The sequence below is a fragment of the Acidobacteriota bacterium genome, assembly GCA_026393755.1.
In the GTDB taxonomy this organism is placed as follows: Bacteria; Acidobacteriota; Vicinamibacteria; order Vicinamibacterales; family JAKQTR01; genus JBAXOX01.
Map to the genome: position 1 here is coordinate 142,993 of JAPKZO010000005.1, position 24,733 is coordinate 167,725.

The window sequence follows — 24,733 nt, forward strand, 5'->3', positions numbered from 1 at the left end:
CGCAGCCAAGGTTCTGACACGCTATTTCTGCCGCGACTTGAGCACGCCGCGGAACTTGGCGGCAATTGATCCGAATCCTTCCTCTGAGGCCACATCCTGGCGCTCGGAATACTCGCGCAATTCCTCGGCGTCGGCGCCGGCCCGCGCCCAATCCTCCTGAACCAGCGCGACGCCAATCCGCTTCTTCTCGAGATCGAGGCTCAGGATCTCGAATGCCCCCATCGTCCCCACGGCGACCGCGCGGGCCCACCCGCCCGCGCGGGCCGTCGACGCGAACGTCGACACATGCGCCAGCCCCTCGACCCCCGGCTCCAGTTCGACGAACGCCCCGAACTCCGCGAGGCGTGTGACGCGGCCGGTGCGCACCTGGCCCACTTCGTACCTCTCGTGAACCGTCGACCAGGGGTCGGTGCCGAGCTGCTTCAACCCGAGCGCGATCTTCTGCGTCTCGTCGTCGACGCGCAACACCTTGACGGCGATCTCGTCACCGGGCGAGACGATCTGCGACGCGTCGGACACACGGGACCACCCCATCTCGGAGATGTGGAGCAAGCCCTGCACTCCGGCCCCGAGGTCGACGAAGACCCCGAAGTCGCGCACGGAGGTCACGCGGCCGGTCAGCACCGCGCCGGCGACGATCGATCGCCGGATCTCCGCAGCGTTTGCCCGCTGCTCTTCCTCGAGAAGCGCGCGCCGCGAGACGATGAGGTTTCTGCCGCCTTCCTTGTACTCGATGATCCGGAACGCGTAGACATGACCTTCGTACTCGGCGGGGGCGGCGTTCCGAACGGTGTCGATCTGAGACATCGGGCAGAAGGCGCGCTGTTTGGGGATGCGCACCTCGTATCCGCCCTTGACGGCCCGTTCGACCTTGCCTTCCACGGGAAGCCCCGAGTGGAACGCGTCTTCGAGCTGCTTGTCGGTCGCGGCCCCGCGCGCCAGCTTCCGGGAAAGCCTGAGCCCGCCCTCGGTCGACACCACCATCGCCTGAACACGGTCGCCGGGAGCGACCTCGAGTTCGCCGTCGGCGTTCTTCAGTTCCTCGATGTCGATGACGGCCTCGCCCTTGCCGCCGACGTTGACAAACGCCACCTCCGGACCGATGGCGACGATGGTGCCCTCGATGGTCTGGCCCTTGTCGAAATGCGTCGCTTTGACTGAGGCCTCGAACATCGAGGCGAAATCTTCTTCGGGCTCGCTCACGGCGCACTCCTCATTCGACCTGCTTCACCTTCCGCGGATAGTCCTTCACTCCCTCGAGCGCCCAGGCCATGAAGCTCCGGAGGTCGTCGTTCGCGTTCTTGAGGTCGGCCTTGCGGAGGTACATCATGTGGCCGCTCTCGTACCACGCGAAGCGGTACCGATCCTTGAACTCGCCGCCGGGCTGGAGGTGCTGCATCGTGTACATCGCGTTGAAGTAGTCGCACGCCGCGTCGTAGTAGCCGCCCTGGACCAGCACCTTCAGGTACGGGTTATCCCGCATCGCCGTCCGGAGCATGTCGCCGACGCTCACCCCGTCGTCGGCCGCCCACGGACGCACATTCCCCCAGACGTTGTACTGAATCTCGGGGTTGTACTTGAGCTCGGAACGAAGGTACTTGTTGATGGCCGCGCCAAAGGGCCCGTTCCAGTCCGCGAGCTCGGGGGAGTACTCGGGACGCTCGCCTGCGGCGTCCTTGTCGATGCCCAGATAACGCGTGTCGAGGCGGCCGACTGTCAGGCGCTGATCGCGCAGCAGCTCCTTCCAGTGGCGATCGAAACTGACGCGCAGATTCGCCTGCAGGACGAAGTCTTTGCCGAGGCCTGTGTAACGCGCCACCTTCGCCGCGATCGCATCGCGCTCCTCGCCGGTCAGGTGATCGCCCTTCGCAAGAGCCGTCAGGTACTCCTCCATCGCAAACGCTTCCGACTCGGCGAGCACGGACTTGAGCGGCTTCGACTGGAGATCGGGCACCAGGCGCTTGTGGTACCACGCGGTGGCCGTCTTGGTCGGGAGGCTGGTGGCAAAGTCGATCTCCGGACCGCGGTCGATGTCGAGATCGGTGGATGAGACCAGGATCACGCCGTTCAGGTACATCTGGAAGCGGCTCTGCAGCGACGCGGCCAGGCCGGCGGCGCGCGTCGTGCCGTAGCTCTCACCGATAATGAACTTCGGCGACGTCCAGCGGTCCTTCTTGTTGATGAACGCATGGACGAAGTCGCCGACCGACTGGATGTCGGCGAGCTTGCCGTGAAACTTGTGGAGGTCCTCACCTTCGACCATGCGGCTGAAGCCGGTGCCGATCGGATCGAGGTAGACGATGTCGGCCGCATCGAGAATCGACTGGGGATTGTCTTCGAGCCCCGCCGGAGGCCTCTGCTGGAAGCCCTCGTCGTCATACGTCACATGGCGCGGACCGGTGTACCCAAGGTGCATCCAGACCGACGCCGTGCCCGGGCCACCGTTGAAGGAGATGATCAGCGGACGGGTGCTCGCGTCGGTAACACCGTTCTTGGTGTACGCCACGTAGAACATCTTCGCGACGACCTTGCCTTCGTCGCGGATGGGAAGCCATCCGACTTCGGCGGTGTAGGCGACAGTCTGGCCGTTGAACCGGCCCGTGTGCTGCGAGATGACGGGGTCGGCCGGCAGCAGGTCGGCCTCTTTGCCGGCCCTGGCGCCTCCTGCGGCAGCGGGAGCCGCCGCGCCCGGGCGGCCTTGTCCCCCCTGAGCGAAGACGTGCGACCCGAGGATCAACAGGCAGGCTGTCGCCAGCGTGAGAAGGATGCGGCTGGACTTCATAGCGTCGTGGCTCCTTGACTTGGCGGCACGTCTGGCGCAGATCTCCCTGGCCGGGACGTGCCGAATCGAGGTCAGTATAGCCGCTGTCGAGCGGGTTTTTCGTCACGTCTTCGCTTCCCTGTCCCTTCCCTTCCCTGTTGACACACCGCCCCGACACGGATCAGACTCGGCCAGGCTCCTGAAGGACGATCAGAAATGACAAAACCGACACCAGCTGACGCCTCCATCCCACGTGATTTCTCAGATTTTGAGCGGTCGCTCGTCGAAAAGACCGACGTGGCAATCGCCGATGGCCTCGAACTGGAGCGCTGGACCCGCGATCCCAATCGGAAGATCGAGCTCCACCGTCTCAAGTTGAATCGTGAGTACGATCTGCACAATGAGGCGTTAGGCTACCTTGCCGACGTGACGATCGGCGGCCGCACGCTCACCGCGATCGGCGCGCTCCAGCACAATGAGTTCGGCAAGATCCCGGGCGAAAACGCGGAGCAGCGGCTCACGGACTACGTGCTGCGGCATTTCCTGAACTCGTCGCATTGGGTCTATTCCGACGGCGACGCCGGCGGGTTCACGTTCAAGCAACTGCTGTACTGCACCGCCGACGGCCACTGCGGACGCTACCCTGAGGATCAACTTAACGAAGTGCAGGATTGGAACCTGATCGGGCCGACCTACCGGTGGTCGCTGTACAACTGCTACCTGCACGATTTCGTCATCAAGCTCGGCCCATTCAAGAAGGTCCTCAAAGAAGCGGTCTCGGTGGTGCAGCATCCCGGTTTCGTCCACGTCGTCGAGCACCCGCAGCCGGGCTACAAGCTGGAAGTGGCCATCGGGTACCCCTTCATCGACTACGCGCCGGTGCCGAACTTCTTCGGGTTCGGCCCGGGCAAGTTCGACTGGGCGGTCAAGACGTTTTCGTTTCTGCTGCGGGACAACAACGAGGTGCGCTGCGACATGGACTTTGTCGCCGGCGCGCGTCCGAAGAAGGTGCTGGATTTCGGCGAGATGATCCCGGATCCGATCTACGGCCCCCCGGACCTGCTCGAGCGGTTCTCGTTCGGCATCATCGACTCCAAGTGGGCCCACGACATGGGCGACCTGGAGATGTCGACCCAGCACTCACGAGTGCATCAGGCGTTGATGGAGGGAAGCGCCAAGATATTCCGCGCGTGGATCAAAGACCACTGACCTGGCGCGCAAATCACAGGTCGTAGACGAGAAAGGCGCCTGGCAATTCGGCGTTCGTAGCCGGCTTGGTCATCGTCGGAACATGGCCAAACGCCCCGACGAAGGCCGGGTTGGCCACGAAGCAGGCGGCGCGCCAGCCCCTGAAGCGCGCCAGGGCGCGTCCCATTCCCTCGTAAAGGTCGAGCAGCTTCTCCTGCCCTTCTTCTCCGCCGATGCGGACGCCGTATGGCGGGTTGAAGCAGAAGACGCCCGGCTTCATGCCGGCCGCTCGCGGCAGCATGGCGGCGACGTATTCCGGCGTCAACGCGCGCATGTCCTTCTGCCCGATGACAATCGAGTCTTCGTGAGGCCGCCCGGTCAGACCCGCCGCCCGGAGGTTCCCCACCATTGTGGAGATCCGCTCTTCGTCAATGTCGAGCGCGAGGATCCTCGGCACGGTGCCGGGAAACAGGTTTGGCGTCTCGGCGGGCAGCCCGTCAAACGCCGCGAGATGCCGAAACGGAAGATCCGCCGGACGCCGGATCGCGGCCCCGACTGCCAGGCCGGCCGCTTCGATGGCGATTGTGGCGCCTCCAGCCATCGGATCCACGAGCGGCTCGGATCGCGCATCCCACCGCGACAGCATGATCAACTGCGCCGCCATCGTCTCACGCAGCGGAGCGGGGCCGGCGGCGACGCGCGCGCCCCGGCGATGTCGCGCGCCCAGACCGATGTCGATTCCGAGAACCGTGCGGCGACTCTCCGGCGTTCCGACGCGCCGCGCGACAAACACCACGTCCGGCGAGTCGGCATCGACCTCCGCCGTCACGCCGCGCGACCGAAGCGCTTCGACCACCGCGTTCTTCACCACCCCGCGCAGCTGCAGCGGCGAGGCTTCGAAATCATGGGCGGATCCGAGGTCCACCGAGAAGCGCAGGGGGTTTGCGGCCGGCAGGCGATCGTCTGCCTGCAGGGCCGGTAGAAGCTCCTCGAAAAGCGGCTCGAGCCGCACGGCGGTACTTGAGAACAAGTCCCACGAGATCCTCGAAGACGTCCGGTGATGGCACGCGGCCACCCAGCTGATGCGGGCATCGAACGGATAGAGAAGCGTCGACTCGCCTTCGCGCCTGGGTTTGGGAACCCGGACCTCGAAGGGTGACCGCATCACGAGGCGCTTTAATTCGGCCTCCATGACGCGATTCGCGCCGCCAGACCCGGTCAGTCGAAGCTCGTCGCAACGCATCCTCTGACAGTATATCGGGGCGCTTGCGACTGCGGCTGCGCATCTGCTCTCCTCGACATGACAACCACGCTCAACCCATCGGTCGATGACACCGCGTCAGCCGCAGCGATCTGACTCCCCCGCCACGTCGAGTCGAGACCAGCCGTCTGACGTGTGCCGAAAACGTTCACGCTTCGCCAGGCCAAACGCCCCGCGCTCCGGCTGCCACTCGAAACGTTCCACGGCGATCTGCGGCCGATCGATCCTCAGGACGTTGAAGGAGTGTGCCTGGCCGCGACCGCGTGTGGAGGCGGCGGTTCCTGCCTGCACGACGAGCGCGGAGTGACCCTTGATCCGGTAGCGCGTCGCGCTGTGTGATGTGTGACTGACGTGGAGGTGGCCCGCGAGAAACACGTCCGCTCCGCAGCGCGCGAGCGCTTCCATCGCCGTGCGCGCACCCCCTACGAGGTTGCGGGCGTCAAGACCGTCCGGCACGTCAAAGGGATGGTGGGTCACCACGATCTTCACGACTCTGGCGTCGCGGGCGCAGAGCCGCTCACTCATCCACGCGATCTGATCGGCGTTGAGGCGTCCTTCCTTGATCGTCAGCGAGCGCGCGGTATTGACTCCCAGAACGGCAATCTCGTCGTCATCGTAGTACGGTCGCAGATCGTCGGTGATATGGCGCTGGTAGTTGCGCAGCGGGTGATGGAATCGAGCGGCCACATTGTAGAGCGGCACGTCGTGATTGCCCGGCACGACAATTTGAGGTGTCGGCAAGCGGTCGAGAAACGCACGCGCGTCCCTGAACTGGTGCGCGCGAGCCCGCTGCGTCAAATCTCCCGACACGGCAACTAGATCGGGGGCGATGCCCGCAATCGCCTCAATCAACGGAGAAATGGCCAGATGGTCGGCGCGGCCGAAATGGAGGTCGGACAGATGGACTATCGAACGCACGAGGTGCCTCGCAGTATGGCCGGGATGCGCACTTCCGCCTTGACACTCCGGCCTCGCCGGTCAGTGTGCGCGGTCGTGGACGGGCGCCAGCACGCGCAATGCCCCCGGCCGCACGCGATAGTGAAGCGGTGGCTCCATGATGGTGACTTCTCCATCGAGCGCCACACGCACACGCCGATGTCGTGTGCCGATCCACACATCTTCAGTCGCGAAAGCCATGAAATCTCTGTCCTGACGAAGGCCGCCGAGCAGCGCGCGCAGCGCCAGCCGGATCAATCCCAGTCGCCCGGTGCCGCTCGCCATGTACAGACTGAGTTCGCCCTTGTCGAGACAGGCTCGGCCCCCGATGTCGAGCCGCTCCATGTCGTAGGCGTTGTTGCCGACAAAGACAAACGGCGTGCGACCGGTCAACGCCTTCCCGTCAACGTCCAGGCGGATGTCCAGAAACGGATAACGCCGCAGCACTCCGATCGCCGCCCAGAGGTAGGCCGGCCACTTTCCCCAGCCGAGGCGCTGCTGCCTCTCGCGTTCGCGGATGATACGCGGATACAGACCCAGGCTCGAGTTGTTCAGGAAGATGCGGCCGTTGACTTCACCAACATCAACGCTGATGGCGTGGCCCGCGATGATGGTGGCGACCGCGCCTTCAAGGTCGAGCGGGATAGCGAGGTCCTTCGCGAAATGGTTCATGGTCCCAAACGGCAATACTCCGAGCGTCTTGCCGGAGTCGATCATGGTCGTGGCGACCAGGTTGATCGTGCCGTCCCCACCTCCCGCGACCACGATGTCAGCATCGCTCCTGGCCGTCCGTTGCGCCAGGTTGATCAATTCCACTCCATTGCCAGCCAGCCAGATTCGCGGATCCGCCCCGCCCGCCTTGAACGCCTCGGCCAGGCGCTGCCGGATCTCTGTCGGGGAACCAGCGCCCGAATTGGCATTGAGAATCACCTCGATGTTCATTCACATTCCACGGTCCTGGTGGTGACGCGATCGGCCGAGGCAGACACGATCAACGCTCTCTTGTGATCGATCCAAAGACCGGCTGCGTGGTTCATAGCACCTCGTTCAGGTAATCCTCCCCGTCGGCAGCGCGTCGTCAGACGAAAGCGCCGCCTCGGCGGCGATTCGACGGTACCACCTGTCGTTCTCCGCAATGATCCAGCGTAGCAGGCATCGCTTCTGGAGAGGTGTGCTGAACGTAACAGGGGAACGCCGGAACGCGACCCTCCCCTTGTCAGCGAGGTCTGGCTCGCGGGACAATGGAGCGAGGGAACAGTCTCAGCGTCATCCGCGCGGCAACCTCGGTTACGAGGCTACTCGGCCTCCGAAGGAGTGGTGAATCGTGGACGTCGGCCCCGGCAACCGGGAGGCAGAGCGGATCCTGATCGTCGAGGACGATCAGGCCGCGCGTGTCGGGCTCGAGCAGTTGATCGGCATGTGGGGCTACGCGGTGGCCTCGGCAAGCGACGGAGACGAGGCGCTGAAACAGCTGGACACGTTCGCGCCCGGCATTGTGCTCACCGATCTGGTGATGCCACGAATGGGCGGGCTCGAGCTGCTCGGCGCCATCCAGAAGCGCGGCGACGACACGACCACGGTCATCCTGACCGCACAAGGGACCGTCGAGTCGGCGGTCGAGGCCATCAAGCAGGGCGCGTACGACTATCTGACCAAGCCGGTCGATCTGCAGCGCCTGAAAATCCTCCTCGAGAACGTCGTCGAGCGCCATCAGACCCTCCGCGAAGTGAAGGTCCTGCGCTGCCAGCTGCGCGAACACGGCTCGTTCGGATCGATGGTCGGCAGCAGCGCGCCGATGCGCGCCGTCTACGACATCATCGAGCAGGCGGCACCGACCACAGCCTCGATCCTCATCACGGGCGAGTCGGGTACGGGGAAGGAACTGGTGGCGCAGACACTTCACCGGCTCAGCCCCAGGGCCAGCGGCCCCTTCGTGCCGATCAGCTGCGCGGCGATTCCCGACACGCTGCTCGAAAGCGAGTTGTTCGGCCACGAGAAGGGCGCGTTCACGGGCGCGCTGGAGCGCCGGCAGGGATGTTTCGAACTCGCTCACCGCGGCACGCTGTTTCTGGACGAGGTCGCGGAAATGACGCCCGCGACACAGGTCAAGCTGCTGCGGGTGCTGCAGGAGCGGTCCTTCAGACGGCTCGGCGGCCGCACCGAACAGGCGGTCGACATCCGCGTCATCGCCGCGACCAACGCGGATCCGGCCGAGGCAGTCCAGCGAGGCACGCTGCGCGGCGACCTGTTCTACCGGCTCAACGTGTTCGGGATCCGGCTGCCGCCGCTCCGGGATCGACTCGAGGATCTGCCGCTGCTCACCCAGGCGTTCATCAAGGAGTTCAACGCGTCGAACGACCGGTCGGTGGCAGGCGTCGATCCCGAGGCCATGCGGATCCTCGAGGAGTACTCGTGGCCCGGGAACATCCGCGAGCTGCGCAACGCGATCGAGCGCGCGACGATCGTCGCGAAGGGCCGGTTCATCGAGGCCCGCGACCTGCCGGGGCTGCCCGGCTCCGCACCCCGATCCGAGCCGGCAGCGGCGCTCACACCGGGCACGACGGTCGACGAGGCGGAACGAAGGCTGATTCTGCTGACCCTGGAGTTCACGAAGAACAACAAGACCCGCGCAGCTTCGATGCTCGGGATCAGCCTGAAGACTCTGCACAATAAACTGAACCGCTTCCGGATCCTGGGCGAGAGCGAAGGCGGGTAGCGCGGATGCGTTTGAGCGTCAAGGCAAAGCAGGTGGCGGGCGTCACGTCCATCGTGGGGCTCGCGGTCGTCGTCTTGAGCGGGTTCTACCTGACGTCTCTGGCGCGCATGGCCGTCGAGGATAGCGCCGCCCGCGCGGAGTCCTTGGCAAGCACCATCTATCAGCGCGCCCAGGAGGTCGTTGCGCAGGGGGGCGACAGCTACGAGACCCTGCGCGCGGATGGGGGCCTGCGGTCGATCCTCGAATCGAACGCGTACTACAAGAACTTCACCTACGCCGCACTGGTCAACGCGGACGGCATCGTCATCGCGCATAGCGATGCCGCGAGGATTGGACAGACCCTCCCCCAACTCCCGAAACTCACGACGCTCGTCGACCAGGGCGCGATCGCCCAGCTCCGTGCGATCTACGGGCGGGAAGGCCGCAGGTTCGAAGTCGACCGCCCGCTCCTCCTGATGGACGGCAGCAGATTCGGATCCATCCGGATTGGCGTGTCGATGCTGCTCACACAGGATGAGGTGACCAAGGCCCTGAAGCCGGCCCTCCTGACCGACCTGGCAGCGATCATTGGGGCCACGCTTGTCGCGATGCTCCTGGCGCAGGTTCTGCTGCGGCCGATTCACGTGATTCGCAGCGGCCTCACGCGGCTCGGACGCGGGGAGTCCGGCGTGGCAGTGAACCTGCCGCAACAGGACGAATTCGGCGACCTTGGCGGATTCTTCAACACCGTCAGCGCACAGCTATCCGCCGATCGATCGGAACTGGCGGGACAGAAAGCCAACCTCGAATCGGTGGTCGAACACCTCGAAGATGCCGTCGCGATGTTCACGCCTGACGGGGAACTGCTCTTCGCCAACCCCGCCATGCGCGACGCACTTCCGCCAGAGCCGAGCGATCGGACCGTAAGTGAGCTGCTGCCGCCGGGACATCCCTACCGGAACCTCGTGGAGGACACACTGAGGTCGGGTCAGTCGTGCGGCCCGGTGTCGGCGACGGTGCCGCGGCGCGCGGCGGCAGAGCCGGGATCGGTCGGATTGTCGGCCGCCGAGGGCGAGAGGCTCATCCTGACCAATGTCATCACGGATCGCGATGGCCGGACCGTCGGCATCATGCTCGTCGCACGCAATCTCGAGTATCTCGGCGAAGTCCAGTCCACGCTCAACTACTCGCGCAAGCTGGCGGCGCTCGGCCGGCTGTCGGCGGGCGTGGCCCACGAAATCAAGAACCCGTTGAACGCCACGATGATCCATCTCGAACTGCTGAAGCAGCGGCTGTCGGCTCCGGCGGGATCGCCCGCAGATGGCGCGGCCGAACGACGCAAAGCCGGACCAGACGTGGAAGCGGCACTGGGCCACGCGGCCATCATCGCCGGAGAAATGCGCCGGCTCGATCTGGTCGTCCAGGGATTCCTGAAGTTCGCGCGGCCGGAGGATTTGAAGCTGCAGGCGGTGTCGCTTCACAGCCTGGTCGAACACGTCGTCGCGGTGATCGCGGAGGAAGCCCGGAACCAGGGGGTCGAGATCCTGATCGACTGTCCCACTGATCTGCCCGCGCTGCGCGGGGACCCGGGCATGCTAGAGCAGGCGTTCCTGAACCTCGCCCTCAACGCCGTGCAGGCGATGCCGGAGGGCGGGCGCCTGCGGATCGCGGGCGCCGCTGTCGCGGACTCGCGCGTCGCGGTCGTGTTCGAAGACACCGGCGTCGGCATCACGCCCGAGCACCTGGGTAAGATCTTCGATCTCTACTTCACGACGAAGGGGGCGGGCAGCGGGATCGGCCTGTCGGTCGTCTACCGGACGGTCCAGCTGCACGACGGCGACATCGAAGTTGATTCGACCCCGGGTCGCGGGACGGTGTTTCGGCTGCTGCTGCCGCGGGCGCAGGCGCCGCACGTCCGCACCCTACTTGGTTCATAATGGATGCGTGAAGATCCTGCTGCGCGCCGCGTTGGTCGTGCTGTTCGCGTCCGCCTCGATGGCCTGCGCTGGTGTGCATGCGCGCACGCTGCCCGAGGGACCTCCGCTCGACGTACCGCCGCCGCCGGCCCTGATCATTGAGCCGTTCGAGAGCGAGCCCGATCTGCCCGCAGCGCAGCCGTCTGGCGTGCCGGCTGATGCCAAACCTGCGCGGCGCACGCCGCGCGCCACGCTCCAGAGGTCGGCGCCCGCAACCAGGATTGAGAAGCCGGACAAGACCGAGCCGCTGCCGGCCACGCCGGCAAAGCCTGCGGCCGACGCCGCGCCGCCGGCGGCGTTGCTCCAGACGACGGCCAGGGTGGGTGAGCTCGAGAAGAAGATCCGGACCACGCTCACTGGCGCGGCTCGCGATCTTGACAGAATCGACGTTCGGACGCTTAGCGTCGATGGCCGCGCGCAGTACGATGAGGCCAGACGATTCGCGGAGCAGGCGGAAGCCGCACTGAAAGTCAAGAACCTGGCGTTTGCTGAACAGCTCGCCGACAAGGCCGCGACGCTGGCCGGGCTGCTGGCGAAACGCCACGAGTCCGCACCGCCTACCGGCGCGGCCACGTCTGCTTGACCGATTCCCAGTCCTTGCGGAAGACCTCTGCCGCCGGCTCCACAGCACCGCCCGCCGAGGCCAGCCTCGCCCGCCGCGGAATGATGACCTCCAGCACGAGGTGATCGAGATCGGCCCGCAACGCGACGCCATCACCGGGAGTCAGCGGCGCCCGGATCCACGCCGCGACGGCCGCGTCCCACGCATCCTCAACGTTGTCGATGCCGAAGGTCGCCGCGACAATCCAGTACGACGCCGCGGCGGAGCCCGGTCCGGTCCGTTGCTGGACCACCATCCGGTCCAGCAGCCGCCTGTAGATGCGCCGTCGTCCCGGTGTCTCCTCCAACCGGGCCTGCCGATCCAGCGACGTCGCGAACCACCCGAGTAGCCGTTCCCGCGGGCCGTACGCCGGTTCGCTCGTCCGTGACAGCGCGTCCTCGAACAGATCGGCCGCGGCGCCAAACCGGTCGTCGAAAAACAGCAGTTCGGCCAGACCGATCTGCATCTCTCCGCGGTCGCGGGACGCGAGCGTTGACGGCTCGATCGCCGCCAGCGTGGTCCGGGCTGTCGCGAGATCGGCGGCTTCACCCGACACCCGGAACCGTTCGAGCGAAGCTCGGGCCATCAGCAACTGCGCTCGAACCGCCGTCTCAGGAACACGGGTGGCTTCGCGCGCCGCGGCGATAGCCTCGTCGTAATGCTGCAGATTGTAGGCGGCCCGCGCGCGCGCCAACGCTCCGGGTTGCTCGGCAGCCACAGCAGACACCGCCACGAAGGCGATCGCGATCAGACGCCCCGCTTGGGGCGGCGATGCTGCAGCAATCAATCGGAGATTCATAAGTTCGATGGCCTGATGTAGATATTACATCCTTCGGCTGGAGACCGGGTAAACACGACGTGGCGCCCCCGGCGACACGCACCGAAACGGCGTGATTCCGGCCCAAATATCGCATATACTTCACGGCAGCCGTTGGCAAGCCTGTTGAAGTACTGAATGAGTGTGCGACCCTTCTTTTTCGTCATTATCGGTCTGATCTTCCTGGACACGAGCCTGGCGGCTCAGGCGCCGCCACGGCAGGAGCATCCCACCTACCGCAGCGGGGTCGACATGGTTGCGATGACGGCCGTGGTGCGCGATCGATCAGGCCGGCCCGTTCAGGGCTTGTCGCGTGCCGATTTCGAGTTGTTCGATGGCGGCGAACGCCGGACGATCGTGGACTTCAGTTCCGAGCGCGCCGCCGCCAGCGTGGCCATCGTGCTCGACATCAGCGGCAGCATGGAAGTTGGATCGAAGCTGGCGCACGCCAGGGAGGCGATGGGACAGCTGGTGGGCTGGCTCGATCCGGACACCGACGAAGTCGCGATCTACACGTTTGATTCGTGCCTTCGCCAGCAGCAGCCGTTTGCGCCAGCCTCAGCCGCGGCGCTGCGGCAACTGCAGCCCCTCGACGCGTATGGCTCGACGTCACTTTACGACGTGATCGCAGAGGTCGGGCAGCGGGTGGTCGCTCAGGGACGCTCGCGCCGCGCCGTGGTGGTGGTCACTGACGGCGTCGACACCAGCAGCCGGCTGTCGGCGTCCGAGGCCTCACAGCTCGCAAGCGCGATCGACGTGCCCGTGTACGTCATCGCGGTGGTGACCCCGCTCGACGATCCGAAGGAGGTCGCGCGCGCGTCCGGCGGAACGGCGGCGTCCGCCGAGCGGCCCCTCGAATTGTTTGCGCAACGCACCGGCGGGTTGGCGTTTACGGCCAGCGCCCCCGCCCAATCGAGCCTCGCGACGCGCCAGATTGCGGCGGAGCTTCATCAGTGGTACCAGATAGCGTTTGAACCGGGCAGCCAGGCGGGCTGGCACGCCCTGACGCTTCGGACCCGCCAGAAGGGCCTCCTCATCAGGGCCAGAAGCGGGTACGTCGCGGGCAGTTCTCCGACTGGTAAAGGTCAGAACATCAGTGAGAAATAGAGAAGGGGGTTGTATGCGAACGTCGCTTGGAATCGTCGCACTGTTGACCGTGGCTATCGCCGGAGGATCGGCCTGCGCCACCAAGGGATACGTCTCATCCCGCATCGGCACGGTGAACGACAAGGTCGAAACGATGGGCAAGTCGATCGAGGCGACCCAGGAGCGCACCAAGGCCAACGAAGGCAAGATCGGCGTGGTTGACGGTAAGGCCGACGCCGCGCAGCAGGCCGCAAACCAGGCCGGCAAGGCAGCGGGCGCTGCCGACGCCAGGGCCGGGGCCGTGGATGCCAAGGCCGACGCGCTCGACCGGGCCTCGAAGCGGATCATCTACACGCTTGTGCTGAGCTCCGAAGAGGGGAATTTCGAGTTCGGCCGGACGACACTTCCGGCCGAAGCGAAGGCGCGGATCGACGAACTGATCGCCAAGGTCAAAGCCAATCCCCAGGGCGCGTACTTCGAGATCGAAGGTTACACGGACAACGTCGGACCCAAGGACTTCAACGAGCGTCTGGGGCTGGAACGGGCTGAGGAAGTCAAGCGCTACCTGTACGCGCAGCACCAGATCCCTCTGCACCGGATCAGCGTCATCAGCTACGGCGTCGAGAAGCCGGTGGCGCCGAATACGACCAAGGCGGGGCGCGCGCAGAACCGCCGCGTCGTCATCAGGGTCGTCGCGTAGCGCCCTGGCGAGCGCATGTCTATCCCGACCGCATCAGGCAGCGCGGACGCACCTGGTGCGGCCGGGGCTCACCCTCGTTCCTCCTGTTACACCTATATCCTCCGCTGCGCGGACGGCACGTTGTACACGGGATTCACCACTGACGTCGGCGCCCGCGAACGCGCGCACAACGAGGGCCGCGGCGCGAAGTACACCGCAGGACGCGGCCCGGTGCGCGTCGTCTACGTCGAGGCCCACGAGTCCCGCTCGGCCGCCCAGAAACGCGAGGCTCAGATCAAGAGCTGGACCCGCGCACAGAAGGACGCGCTGATCGGTCGACGATGACACACGCCACAATCATCGAAGCGCTCGCCGCTCGTGCGACCGACTGCCCCGACAAGACGGCCTTCGTCATTGAGGGCGAGGCCCTCACCTATCGTCAACTGCATGAAGATGCGGAGTGGCTGGCCTGTCGACTGGCGGCGGCGGGTCTCGCGCCTGGGGGCCGTTGCGTGATCGTGCTGCCAACGAGCCTCGACTTCGTCCGCACGGTGTACGCAGCGCAGATGATCGGGGCGATCCCGGTGGCCATCGATCCGGGCCTCACCCGCGCCGCGCAGGATCTTCGTTGCCGCATCGCCACCCCGTCGGTCGTGATGACGACCGACGAACGCGCGAAGCAATGGCAGCACGACATCGGCGGAACTGGCGGAACTGGAGGAACTGGCGGGCCAATCGTGCTGGCGCGCTCAGCGCTCCAATCGATTGGTCCCGCCGACCGATCGGTCCTGGCCACACCCGAACCCGGCGACATAGCGTACCTCCAGTTCACGTCCGGCACGTCCGGGGATCCGCGCGCCTGTGCGGTGTCGCATCGGGCGCTGACATGCGCGCTGGCGGCCATGCAGGAGCGCTACGAATTGACGCCGCGGGACGTGCTGGCGAACTGGCTGCCGCTGCACAACAGTTCCGGGCTCGTGCGCCACCTGTTCGGGACGGTCGGCCACGGATGCCCATCGTTTCTCATCAGGCCGTCGGCGACGGGCCTCGGGCGATGGCTGCACTTGATTTCCGACGTGCGGGCCACGATGACGACGTCACCAGATTTCGCGTACCGGCTGGCGGCGCGGATCGTCTCGCCGTCAGACGTGGATCTGCGCTCACTCCGGATTGCCACCAACGGCAGCGAGGCCATACGGGCCAGCACCATCACGGCGTTCGAGGAGCGCTTCGGCCTCACGCGCATCGTGCAGCCGGCCTACGGCCTCACCGAGGGCACGCTCGCGGTCTCCAGTTGCTCGCCCGGTGATCCCTTGCGGGTTGATGAGGCCGGCAATGTGTCGTGCGGCCGATCACTGTCGGGCGTCGACATCCGCACGGTGGACGAGGCGGGTACGCCGTGCCAGCCTGGTGTCGAGGGCGAGATCCAGATCCGGGGCGACCTTCTGTTCTCTGGCTACTACGGAGACGAGGCCTGCACGCGAGCCGTGCTTCGCGATGGATGGCTTCAACCGGGCGATCGCGCCATGATTGACGGTGACGGGCACGTGTTTCTCCGGTCGCGCACGAGGGCGATGATCAAGCGCGGCGGCGTTGGAATCTCTCCGAGGGAAATCGAAGAACCCGTCGAGCGCATCGCCGGGGTGCAAGGCGCGGCCGCGATCGGGATCACCCGATCGGGAGGTGCCACCGAAGACCTTGTGGTCGTCGTCGAAATGCTGGAAGCAGAGCGTGGCCGTGCGGCGCACCTGGCGCTGGACGTCCAGCGAGTCGCCGCTGCCGCCGTCGGCGTGATGCCGTCTTCGGTTCTGATTGTTCCCCGGTCGGCCATTCCCCGGACGGCGGGAGGCAAACTGCGCCACGCGGAGCTACGAAAGGCTGTCGGCAACCCCGACTTTCTGCGCGGGGCGTACTTCGTGTCCTAGTGGCCTGTCGTGCAGGATCGGCGCGCCGAGCAGATTGCGCAGCGTGTACGGCCAGATGTCCTCCGGGTGCGCCAGCAGATGCTGCTCGAACCAGCCCGCCGCCGCCGCCGCCAGCGCTCGATCGCACTCGGTTCCCGCCGCGAGTGGCGCGTGGACAAGCGGCTCTCCGGCCCGCACCGCAATGTGGCCGTCTGACGTCCATCGGGCCACGACGGGAATCACCGGCACGCCCGTGATACGTGCGATCGCCATCGGTCCGCGCCGTAGCAGGATTTGTCGGCCGAGGCAGGCGACGGGCTCGCAGCTTGCGCCTCCCGGGCCGTCTGCGGTCACCGACACGATTCCTCCCGCCTGCACGGTGTCGATCGCCTGCTTCAACGCCTGCGCGCGGCTGTTGGCGTCATCAATGGGCGAGATGCGCAGGCTCGCGACCGGCACGCCCCATCTTGTGGCGGCCGCAGCCACCCCGAATTGCGCACCGATATGAAACGTCAGGAGAATCAGGCCGCTGGTGCGTTCGGCGATCACCCGCGGCGGTGCTCCGGCGCATTCGGCCCGGACCAGGCGCGCCAGCCGTGTCAGGCCGTTCGACTCATACAACGCGATGGCTGCCCGATTCCTGAAACGCAGTGCCGCACTCGCCCGGGCGACTCGCACCGCCTCGCGCGAGGAGAGACCCGGAAACAGGGCTGACACGTCGTGACGCGTCGGCGGCTGGCATCCGCAGGCGTGCAGAGCGCAGCCAATCCAACCGAGTGGGCAAACGCCCGCTGCGAAACCTCGCCCGATCAGCGCCCTCGCCGCGCGGTCGTACACGACCCGGGACCCGCGTTGCCATCGGGATTCTCTGGCATACCAACGGTCGTCGTGCGCGGTGCTGACAAGAGGGTTGGCCGTCTGCCTGTCCATCTGGTCAGGTGGCGGACTGCGTGGCGTGATCGATCAGCCGGCGGAGCGTGAGCGGACCCTCATCGAACAGGGCCGGCGGAAACGGGATGCCAACCGCGGACTGGCACGCGATGAGCAACTCGACGATCGCAATCGAATCCAGATCGAGACCGCCGGCTCCCAGAATAAGGTCGACAGGAAGTTCACGATCGCGCCAGACGAGCGGCGCCCTTTCGCGAAACGCCCGCAGAACAGCGTCGGCCGCGGCAGCCGGTGATAACGAGCTCATTCGATAATTCTACAGCGAAACGTCAGCGGCCATCCGGCCGGTGAACGAGCGCCGTGGACGGAATGCCAGCGGCGAAACGTACCTGGGGTAACATACGAAGACGCGCGATTGGACTCTCGTCGGTATCCATGAGTTTACGGAGGCGAGCATGATGGCACCCTGGCGGCCGCTGGCGTTTGCGGCTGCGCTCAATCTGACCCTGGTTGTCGGCGTCACGACGGCCCAGACCGTGATGGTGACGAAGGCGCCGCGAGGGGCAACCATTGAGCTCGCGCTGAATGCAGCCACGATTGGAACCGCCACGGCCGACAACACCGGCAAAGCCACGCTGCTCGTGAACCTGTCTTCCCGCGGGGGCCGGACCGAGGCCGATGTCCAGATCTTCGTCGATGTGTGCGGCACGCTTCGGCGAGTGCTGCTGGTCGAACCCGGACTGCAGCCGGAACTGCCACAGATCGGATGCGCGCGGCGCGAATTGCCAGGTGTCTTCCTGATGCGCCAGGCCACGACGATGGTCGTCGAGGTCACAGCGTCGGCGCCAGCCGTGTGGTTGAGACAGGGGCCCGTGCCGACAGAATGGCTCGGCGAGGAATCAGGAAGCATCAGTTCCAAGCGGGGGGGGCGGAGACCGTCACCGACGGGTCTGATCCTCTTCGCGGGGGGCGGCCTGGCCACGTACCGTGATGCGACGGCCGTCGCGTGCGGGGACGTCACCGACTGCACGGGCAAGGACACCAGACTCACCTATGCCGCGGGGGTAACCGTGTGGGTCACCCAGTTCCTGGGGGCTGAGGCGAGTTACGCGAAGCCCGCCGACGTCAGCATCAGGGGCACCGGTCAGTCCTTCAACTTCAAGTCTTCGCTCAACACCACCCTGTTTACCGCGAAAGGCAAGGTCGCGCTCCCGCTCGGGGTGGTCCGGCTGTACCTGCAGGTCGGGGCGGATTACCACCGCGCCACGTCTACGACTGTCCAGACCCACGACGACTGGACCTATACCGACGCGGATGGCGTCGTGCAGACCTTCACCGGCGGCACCCAGTCATTTACCCTGCGGACGGCTGGATGGGGCCTGCTGTATGGCGGTGGCATCGAAGTCTGGGCGGCGCCCAAGATCGGGCTCTTTGCGGAAGTGGAGCGTGCCACTCTGAAGGGGGCATCGCGGGACGGCGACGAAGGCCGGATGAATGACGCGCTGACCGCTTATCGCATCGGGATCAGATTCCGCCCGTTCGGGAAGTAGCGCCCACACCCGCCGGTGAGAGCCAGCGAACCCTATGCGCCGGGGACCGCGAGATCCCCAAACAGACCCGCGAACCGCTACTGCACCGTCAGCGTGGCGGCGTTCGAGGTCACCGTGCCCATGACGTTCGTGAACACGGCGTGATACATCGCGCCGTCAAGCGCGGTCGTCACTCCGGCCACCGTCAGTGTGGTGGTCGTCGCTCCGTCATACGGCGCCGCGTTCGCAATGTTCGTCCAGGTCGAACCACCATCGCGGCTCACCTGCCACTGCACCAATGGGAGCGGCGTCCCGCTGGCCGACGCCGTGAAGGTCGCGGTTCGCCCTGCCGTCACGATCTGATCCGACGGCTGCGTCGCGACCGTCGGCGTCACATTCACCGTCAGCAGTTCAATCTCGAACACCAGCGTCGTATTGGGCGGGATTGACTGGTAGCGAATGTTCCCGTAGCCGAGCGAAGACGGGATGACCAGCCGGCGCAGCCCGCCTTCTTTCATGCCGACCACGCCCTGGTCCCAGCCGGCGATCACGGTGCCGGCGCCAAGCGTAAACGTGAACCCTGTTCCGCCCACCGATGAATCGAACGGCACGCCCTTCTGGTTCGGTTTCGACGCGTCGTAGAACCAGCCGGTGTACTGCACCGTGACCGAGCTGCCATTGACGGCTTCGGCGCCGGTCCCCACCCGCAGGTCGGTCTGACTGTACACAGCGGCGCTTGACGGTGCAGTCGGCGAACCATTGCAGCCGGTGACCGCCCAGGCACAAAGACTGATCGCGGCCAACGCCGCCGCCGACTGAAAGATGCGCGCCAGTTTCACGGAATCTCCAAGGAAAACTGCAGACAGCACTGCAGCTGATTATGGCACGAAACGGCGGACTCATGCGTGGGCGCCACTGCCCGGCACAGACCTTGAGTATCCTTTACACGGATTCTGTTCACGGCGTAGGATGCGGCCATGCCAACTCGCCGTGAACTCCTGACATCGACGACCATCGCCCTGGCCGGCTCGTTGCTGGCCGGCACACGACCGGCAGCAGCGGCGCCCCCGATTCGCCAGCGCGCTCCTTCGTCGCCCCCGCCCGCCATCGTCAAGCCGCCGCGGCTGAAGACCGGCGATACCGTCGGTCTGGTGATCCCGTCGAGCGCGCAGTGGGATCCGGTCGCCGTCGATATTCTGCTGGAATCGCTGACCGCGCTCGGGCTCAAGGGCAAGCTCGGCCAGCACGTCTTCGATCGCCGCGGCTACTTCGGCGGCCGGGACGAGGACCGGGCCGCTGATCTGAATGCGATGTTCGCCGACCCGTCGGTCAACGCGATTCACTGCATTCGCGGCGGATGGGGCGCGGCGCGCCTGCTACCGCTGCTGGACTGGGCCGCGATCGCGAAGTCGCCAAAGATCCTCATCGGCTACAGCGACATCACGGCGTTACTGCTCGCCGCCCACGCCAGGACCGGACTGGTCACCTTTCACGGCCCGCTCGGGTCGTCGACGTGGAACGCGTTCAACCTCGACTGGATGAAGCGGGTGCTGTGGAACGGCGAGGCGGCCGTTTTCGCCAACCTCAAAGAGGCCAACGACACGTTGGTGCCGGTGAAGAACCGCACGCGCACGATTACGGGCGGCAAGGCCAGGGGCAAGTTGCTGGGCGGCAACCTGACGGTGTTCACGACGATTATCGGTTCGGGCTATCTTCCGGACTTCCGCGACAGCATCCTCTTTGTGGAGGACGTCGAGGAGGAGCCCTACAGCCTCGATCGTATGTTCACGCAGCTCAAGCTGGCGGGCATTCTGGGCCAGGTCAGAGGCGTGGTCTGGGGCACCTGTGACAAGTGCACACCGAGCGCGGGATTCGGGTCGCTGACGATACCCGATGTGCTCGACGACCATGTCAAGCCGCTCGGCGTTCCGGCGTACTCGGGCGCCATGATCGGCCACGTCGATCGCCAGTTCACGCTGCCGATTGGCGTCCAGGTGGAACTCGACGCCGATGCCGGCACGATCACGATGCTCGAAAGCGCGGTCACATGATGCCCCGAGTCAAGAGTTTCGGGATGCTGGCCAGGGGAGATCATCCCGCGACGATTCACTCACAGAACGGGCGTTCGGTCCTCCCGGGTCAGATTGAAGAATGTGATTGACGGTCCTCCGGTAGGGACGTAGACTCCCGCGTATATCTTTCTCAATCGCCGGCTCCCAACCAGCGGCGGCAGCGCTATAGGGACGCACGGCTCGTTCGTACCTCTGTGGGGGAGGGTGCAGACATGTCACGTTCGGTATGGTGCGGGTTTATCGTCTTGCTCATGGTCGTGTCCGGCGTGTCCGGAGCCTACGCACAATCCAACGCCTCGATTTCCGGCGTCGTGAAAGACTCCGCCGGGGGCGTCGTGCCCGGCGTGTCGGTCATCGTGAAGGATGACGCAACGGGAAACGCCAGCGAGGCCGTCACCGGCGCGGATGGCCGGTATCAGGTGACGGCGCTCGGGGCCGGGTCGTACACGGTCACCGCGTCGCTGGCGGGTTTCAAGACCGCGGTGGCAAAGGGAGTCCGGCTTGCGCCAGGTCAACCAGTGACCGTGACGCTTACTCTTGATGTCGGACAGCTCTCGGAGACGGTCACCGTCATGAGCAGCTCTGAACTCATCAACACCGAGACCGCCACCGTGGCGGCCACGCTCAACTCGGACCAGCTCACCCGGATGCCGACCCCGACGCGTAACGCGCTGAACGCGATCACGTTCCTGCCCGGCGTCAACACGCCAGGGACCAACCGGGACTCGACGATCAACGGCTTGCCCGAAGGGTTCTTGAGCATCACGCTTGACGGCGTGAGCAACAACGACAACTTCCTGCGCAACACGGACTCGTTCTTCGCCTCCGTCACGCCGCGCCAGGATGCGGTCGAAGCCGTGTCGGTGACCCTGGCGGCGAGCGGTGCCACGGCGGGCGCCGGGGCAGGCGCCGTGACGATGGCGTTTCAGACGCGGTCGGGGGGCAACAAGTTCTCGGGGAGCCTCTACGAGTACTACCGCAACCCCAAGATGAACACGCCCTACATCTTCAACATCTACAACCACCTGCCGATCAACCAGGTCAAGCTGAGTCAGTACGGCGGGCGCGTCGGCGGCCCAATCATGATCCCGGGCCTCTTCAACGGCCGGGACAAGGCGTTCTTCTTCGTCCACTACGAGGAGATCGTCTACCCGAACAGCTTCACGCGCACGCGCACCGTCTTCAACTCGGCAGTCTACAGTGGCGTGTTCCGCTGGCAGTGCGCCACGGGGGTGTGCGAGAAGAACCTTCTCGATCTGGCGAGAGCCAACGGTCAGATCGCGACGATCGATCCGACGATGGCGAAGATCATGTCGATGATCGACGCGGCGACGAAGACGACCGGCACCCGCACCGCACAGGATCCGTTGTACGACACGTACGTGTTCAACAGCCCCGCGACCCTGTTCGAGCAGCAGCCGACTGTTCGCCTCGACTATAACCTCACCAGCAAGCACCGGCTGAGCGGCACGTGGTCCGTCATCAGGGCCAAACGCACGCCGGATTACCTCAACTCGGCCGACCCCCGCTTCCCGGGTGCGCCGAACCAGCGCGATTTCAAGTCGGTTCGGCCGCTCCTGTCGCTGTCTGTGCGGTCGGTGTTGTCCAAGAGCATCATCAACGAGCTGCGGGGAGGGGCGACGGCCTACGGTTCTGGGTCGACCTTTGGCCAACCGGCGGCCAACGCGTCACGCAACGCGCCGAGCAGCTTCGCCGACCAGGGAGGCTTCGCGATCACGACCCCGACGAGCACGACAGATTGGTATACCTCTAACGGCCCAAGCTGGCGCACTTCGCCCACCTACACCCTGGACGAAACCCTCACGTGGCAGAAACGCGCGCACACGATGACGTTCGGCGCGTCGGGCATGATCTCGAACGCCGACTCCGGCAGCCAGCAGATGGTTTCAGGGATACGGCTGGGGTTTGATACCAACAACGATCCGGCGAACGCGATGTTCACCGGTTCTGGAATCGATTCGTCGGTGCTGTCCTCCGCGAGAGCCGTGTATGCCGTGCTCACCGGTCGCGTGACCAGCATCAACAGCGCGGCCGTGCTCGACGCATCCGGGAAGTATGTGGAGCTCGGCCCGGTCAGCAACCCGGGAGGCATCAAGGTCTTCACGCTCTTTGCGCAGGATTCCTGGAAGGCGACGCCGACTCTCACCTTCACGGGAGGCGTGCGCTGGGAAGTGCAAACGCCGTTTGCCCCGTCCGCCAACGTGATGTCGTCGGTCACCATGGCGAGCGTGTGCGGCGTCTCGGGCCCTGGTAGCGGCGGGCTGTACAGCAAGTGCAAGTTCCTCACGCCAGGCGCCACCGGCGGCGTGACGCCCCAGTTCGTTCTGCTCGAGAAGGGCACGGAAGGGTACAAGCAAGACTGGAACAACGTTGGACCTTCGGTGAGCGTGGCGTGGCGGCCGAATAGGAAGACCGGCCTCTTCCGGACTATCCTTGGCGACCCGGACCAGGCGACGTTGAGAGCCGGCTTCAATGTGTCCTACGAGCGCCAGGGCCTGACCGTGTTCACCAGCCTGTACGGGGGAAACCCCGGAGGCAGCACGACGTTGACGCGCAACGCCAATGCGGGACTGGTGCCGGCGGGCGAGTCGTGGCCGGTTCTGCTCTCCCAGCCGAGCCGTCTCTACTCAGCTTCCTTCAATCCGGATCCGAGCTACCCGATCGCCATCCGGGCGAATCGGGTCGACAGTCTCAACGCGTTCGCGCCGGACATCCAGATCGCCCGGGTCAACAACTGGATGATTGGCTTCGCGCGGTCGCTCTCGAAGGACACCGCGCTTGAGATCCGCTACATCGGCAACCACGGCTACAACCAGTGGTCGTCGCTCAACTACAACCAGATCCGGGGTGAAAACCTCGTCGCCAACGGGTTCATGAATGAGTTCAAGCTCGCGATGGCGAACCTGACGGCCAACAACGCCGCGGCAGGCTCGAACCCGGCCCGTCTGGGCTCGTTTGCCTACTTCGGCTCTGGCACGGGCACGAGCCCGCTGCCTATTTATCTGGCCTATCTCAACGGCAGCACGGACTACAACAACGCGGCGGCCTACACCGGCGGATCGTCGACGTTCTCAAGTACGACGATCGCCGGTCGGCTGGTCGCCTCGAACCCCAACCCCACCACGGCGGCAGCCACCGATCTCGACGGCACCGCAACACGCCGGGCGAACGCGGCGAAGGTCGGATATCCGGCAAACTTCTTCGTGCTCAACCCCGATGTGAACAACGTCAACGTCACCGATAGCGGAGCGTTCAGCAATTACAACGCGCTGCAGATCGAACTGCGGCGGCGGCTGTCGCATGGCTTGTCGGCCAGCATCAACTACCAGTTCGCGGCTGAGGGCGGGTCGTCTTTTGACGGCTTCAGCTTCGGCCGCGTGATGGGACCCTCGGCCAACGTCCGCCACGCGATCAAAATGCAGTGGGACTGGACGCTCCCGTTCGGCCGGGGCCAGCGGTTCGGCCGCGACGTCAACCCCATCGCCAACCTTCTGATTGGCGGCTGGAGCGTCAACGGCGTCGGCCGTATGCAGACGGTCATGCAGGACCTCGGCAACGTGCGGCTCGTCGGGATGACGAAGTCCGAGCTCCAGAAGATGTACAAGTACTACACGGTCGATGCGAGCACGTCGGTGAGCGGCCTCACCGAGATCTGGATGCTGCCGCCGGACGTGATCCTGAACACGCGGCGGGCGTTCAACACGAGCCCCACGACGGTCGATGGGTACTCCACGAGCCTCGGGGCGCCCTCGGGCAAGTACCTCGCGCCGGCGAACTCGGCGGCGTGCGTCCAAGTGAGAGCGGGCGACTGCGCGCCGCGCAATGTGCTGCTGCTTGCGCCGTGGTTCTACCGTTTCGATATGGGTGTGACCAAGCGCATCGACATCCACGGCTCGATGAACATGGAGTTGCGGCTCGACGTGCTCAACGTCTTCGACAGACCCAACTACAACCCGGCCGTCCCGAGCACCACCACGAACAATTCGAACTACTGGGGGGCGGCGAACAACTTCAAGGTGACCAGCGCCTACACCGATGCGAGCAACACGTACGATCCGGGCGGCCGGATCGGCCAGCTGATGGTTCGATTCACCTGGTAGTCGTGTTGTAAGGCCCGCCTCCCCCACGAGGCGGGCCCGTCAACCCGGCCGGTGGGGCCCATCGGGGCTCCACCGGCTTTTCTTTTTGCCCTCGGTCCTTCGATGCACAGGTTCGGTGACAAGATTGTTCCCTCGGGACTACATGCTGAGCTAGCGTTGTGACCGGCAGCTGTGCGGGGATACGCTACTCTGATTGTGAGTCGAAGCACTCGGGAG

20 protein-coding genes are annotated in these 24,733 nt (G+C 65.5%); 11 read left to right on the forward strand and 9 right to left on the reverse strand.

From position 1 onward, the window contains the following. Window positions 1-21 precede the first annotated feature (21 nt). Window positions 22-1,203: a S1 RNA-binding domain-containing protein gene (locus tag NTV05_01795; protein ID MCX6543127.1), complete on the reverse strand. Its 1,182-nt coding sequence runs from the start codon at window positions 1,201-1,203 to the stop codon at window positions 22-24. Window positions 1,204-1,213: 10 nt separating this feature from the next. Beyond that, complete coding sequence (locus NTV05_01800) at window positions 1,214-2,782, reverse strand: carboxypeptidase (protein ID MCX6543128.1); 1,569 nt, start codon at window positions 2,780-2,782, stop codon at window positions 1,214-1,216. A gap of 195 nt (window positions 2,783-2,977) precedes the next feature. Here NTV05_01800 and NTV05_01805 point away from each other — a divergent pair, with 195 nt between their 5' ends. Next, a complete protein-coding gene (locus NTV05_01805) occupies window positions 2,978-3,970 on the forward strand; it encodes a hypothetical protein (GenBank protein ID MCX6543129.1) in 993 nt (330 codons plus the stop codon). A 13-nt stretch (window positions 3,971-3,983) separates the two neighbouring features. Here the strand turns inward: NTV05_01805 and NTV05_01810 are convergent, their stop codons facing one another. The 3 genes from NTV05_01810 to NTV05_01820 form a co-directional block, all read right to left on the reverse strand. Then, window positions 3,984-5,141 (reverse strand): hypothetical protein, encoded by a 1,158-nt coding sequence (locus NTV05_01810; protein MCX6543130.1) that lies wholly within the window; start codon window positions 5,139-5,141, stop codon window positions 3,984-3,986. A 147-nt stretch (window positions 5,142-5,288) separates the two neighbouring features. Beyond that, entirely contained in the window at window positions 5,289-6,128 is an 840-nt protein-coding gene (locus NTV05_01815; protein ID MCX6543131.1) for a metallophosphoesterase, read from the reverse strand. Window positions 6,129-6,188: 60 nt separating this feature from the next. Next, window positions 6,189-7,088, reverse strand: a complete 900-nt coding sequence (locus NTV05_01820) for a diacylglycerol kinase family lipid kinase (GenBank protein ID MCX6543132.1) — start codon at window positions 7,086-7,088, stop codon at window positions 6,189-6,191. A 382-nt stretch (window positions 7,089-7,470) separates the two neighbouring features. Here NTV05_01820 and NTV05_01825 point away from each other — a divergent pair, with 382 nt between their 5' ends. The 3 genes from NTV05_01825 to NTV05_01835 are packed head-to-tail and all read left to right on the forward strand — an operon-like array spanning window position 7,471 to window position 11,400. Then, window positions 7,471-8,862, forward strand: a complete 1,392-nt coding sequence (locus NTV05_01825) for a sigma-54 dependent transcriptional regulator (GenBank protein MCX6543133.1) — start codon at window positions 7,471-7,473, stop codon at window positions 8,860-8,862. Window positions 8,863-8,867: 5 nt separating this feature from the next. Further along, entirely contained in the window at window positions 8,868-10,778 is a 1,911-nt protein-coding gene (locus tag NTV05_01830) for an ATP-binding protein (protein ID MCX6543134.1), read from the forward strand. Between the two features lie 7 nt (window positions 10,779-10,785). Further along, window positions 10,786-11,400: a hypothetical protein gene (locus NTV05_01835; protein MCX6543135.1), complete on the forward strand. Its 615-nt coding sequence runs from the start codon at window positions 10,786-10,788 to the stop codon at window positions 11,398-11,400. On the opposite strand, the gene NTV05_01840 is transcribed toward NTV05_01835, so the two are convergent. Then, window positions 11,375-12,217: a hypothetical protein gene (locus tag NTV05_01840; protein ID MCX6543136.1), complete on the reverse strand. Its 843-nt coding sequence runs from the start codon at window positions 12,215-12,217 to the stop codon at window positions 11,375-11,377. The two genes, NTV05_01835 and NTV05_01840, sit on opposite strands and share 26 nt — an antisense overlap. Before the next feature lie 156 nt (window positions 12,218-12,373). On the opposite strand from NTV05_01840, the gene NTV05_01845 reads away from it, so the two are divergent. Genes NTV05_01845 through NTV05_01860 form a run of 4 tightly spaced genes read left to right on the forward strand, consistent with a single transcriptional unit; the run spans window position 12,374 to window position 15,925 of the window. After that, on the forward strand, window positions 12,374-13,342 hold the full coding sequence (locus NTV05_01845) for a VWA domain-containing protein (GenBank protein MCX6543137.1): 969 nt from the start codon (window positions 12,374-12,376) through the stop codon (window positions 13,340-13,342). A 13-nt stretch (window positions 13,343-13,355) separates the two neighbouring features. After that, window positions 13,356-14,021: an OmpA family protein gene (locus NTV05_01850; protein ID MCX6543138.1), complete on the forward strand. Its 666-nt coding sequence runs from the start codon at window positions 13,356-13,358 to the stop codon at window positions 14,019-14,021. A gap of 15 nt (window positions 14,022-14,036) precedes the next feature. Next, window positions 14,037-14,345, forward strand: a complete 309-nt coding sequence (locus tag NTV05_01855; protein ID MCX6543139.1) for a GIY-YIG nuclease family protein — start codon at window positions 14,037-14,039, stop codon at window positions 14,343-14,345. After that, window positions 14,342-15,925 (forward strand): AMP-binding protein, encoded by a 1,584-nt coding sequence (locus NTV05_01860; GenBank protein ID MCX6543140.1) that lies wholly within the window; start codon window positions 14,342-14,344, stop codon window positions 15,923-15,925. Before NTV05_01855 ends, NTV05_01860 begins: the two co-directional genes overlap by 4 nt. Here the strand turns inward: NTV05_01860 and NTV05_01865 are convergent. Both NTV05_01865 and NTV05_01870 read right to left on the reverse strand, forming a co-directional pair. After that, window positions 15,869-16,621, reverse strand: a complete 753-nt coding sequence (locus tag NTV05_01865) for a hypothetical protein (GenBank protein ID MCX6543141.1) — start codon at window positions 16,619-16,621, stop codon at window positions 15,869-15,871. The two genes, NTV05_01860 and NTV05_01865, sit on opposite strands and share 57 nt — an antisense overlap. Before the next feature lie 217 nt (window positions 16,622-16,838). Then, complete coding sequence (locus tag NTV05_01870) at window positions 16,839-17,102, reverse strand: hypothetical protein (protein MCX6543142.1); 264 nt, start codon at window positions 17,100-17,102, stop codon at window positions 16,839-16,841. A 148-nt stretch (window positions 17,103-17,250) separates the two neighbouring features. On the opposite strand from NTV05_01870, the gene NTV05_01875 reads away from it, so the two are divergent. Next, window positions 17,251-18,345, forward strand: a complete 1,095-nt coding sequence (locus NTV05_01875; GenBank protein MCX6543143.1) for a hypothetical protein — start codon at window positions 17,251-17,253, stop codon at window positions 18,343-18,345. Window positions 18,346-18,422: 77 nt separating this feature from the next. On the opposite strand, the gene NTV05_01880 is transcribed toward NTV05_01875, so the two are convergent. Further along, window positions 18,423-19,163 (reverse strand): FKBP-type peptidyl-prolyl cis-trans isomerase, encoded by a 741-nt coding sequence (locus NTV05_01880; GenBank protein MCX6543144.1) that lies wholly within the window; start codon window positions 19,161-19,163, stop codon window positions 18,423-18,425. Between the two features lie 138 nt (window positions 19,164-19,301). On the opposite strand from NTV05_01880, the gene NTV05_01885 reads away from it, so the two are divergent. Together NTV05_01885 and NTV05_01890 are read left to right on the forward strand one after the other, a co-directional pair. Continuing rightward, entirely contained in the window at window positions 19,302-20,375 is a 1,074-nt protein-coding gene (locus NTV05_01885; GenBank protein ID MCX6543145.1) for an LD-carboxypeptidase, read from the forward strand. A 233-nt stretch (window positions 20,376-20,608) separates the two neighbouring features. Further along, a complete protein-coding gene (locus NTV05_01890; protein ID MCX6543146.1) occupies window positions 20,609-24,517 on the forward strand; it encodes a carboxypeptidase regulatory-like domain-containing protein in 3,909 nt (1,302 codons plus the stop codon). Window positions 24,518-24,733: the final 216 nt, after the last annotated feature.

Bases quoted from the DNA above. Each gene is read 5' to 3' on its own strand.
- NTV05_01855 (MCX6543139.1), top strand. From the start codon at position 14,037: ATGTCTATCCCGACCGCATCAGGCAGCGCGGACGCACCTGGTGCGGCC.
- NTV05_01805 (MCX6543129.1), top strand. From the start codon at position 2,978: ATGACAAAACCGACACCAGCTGACGCCTCCATCCCACGTGATTTCTCA.
- NTV05_01840 (MCX6543136.1), bottom strand. From the start codon at position 12,217: ATGAATCTCCGATTGATTGCTGCAGCATCGCCGCCCCAAGCGGGGCGT.
- NTV05_01830 (MCX6543134.1), top strand. From the start codon at position 8,868: ATGCGTTTGAGCGTCAAGGCAAAGCAGGTGGCGGGCGTCACGTCCATC.
- NTV05_01810 (MCX6543130.1), bottom strand. From the start codon at position 5,141: ATGGAGGCCGAATTAAAGCGCCTCGTGATGCGGTCACCCTTCGAGGTC.
- NTV05_01845 (MCX6543137.1), top strand. From the start codon at position 12,374: ATGAGTGTGCGACCCTTCTTTTTCGTCATTATCGGTCTGATCTTCCTG.
- NTV05_01850 (MCX6543138.1), top strand. From the start codon at position 13,356: ATGCGAACGTCGCTTGGAATCGTCGCACTGTTGACCGTGGCTATCGCC.
- NTV05_01870 (MCX6543142.1), bottom strand. From the start codon at position 17,102: ATGAGCTCGTTATCACCGGCTGCCGCGGCCGACGCTGTTCTGCGGGCG.
- NTV05_01885 (MCX6543145.1), top strand. From the start codon at position 19,302: ATGCCAACTCGCCGTGAACTCCTGACATCGACGACCATCGCCCTGGCC.
- NTV05_01860 (MCX6543140.1), top strand. From the start codon at position 14,342: ATGACACACGCCACAATCATCGAAGCGCTCGCCGCTCGTGCGACCGAC.
- NTV05_01820 (MCX6543132.1), bottom strand. From the start codon at position 7,088: ATGAACATCGAGGTGATTCTCAATGCCAATTCGGGCGCTGGTTCCCCG.
- NTV05_01800 (MCX6543128.1), bottom strand. From the start codon at position 2,782: ATGAAGTCCAGCCGCATCCTTCTCACGCTGGCGACAGCCTGCCTGTTG.
- NTV05_01875 (MCX6543143.1), top strand. From the start codon at position 17,251: ATGATGGCACCCTGGCGGCCGCTGGCGTTTGCGGCTGCGCTCAATCTG.
- NTV05_01890 (MCX6543146.1), top strand. From the start codon at position 20,609: ATGTCACGTTCGGTATGGTGCGGGTTTATCGTCTTGCTCATGGTCGTG.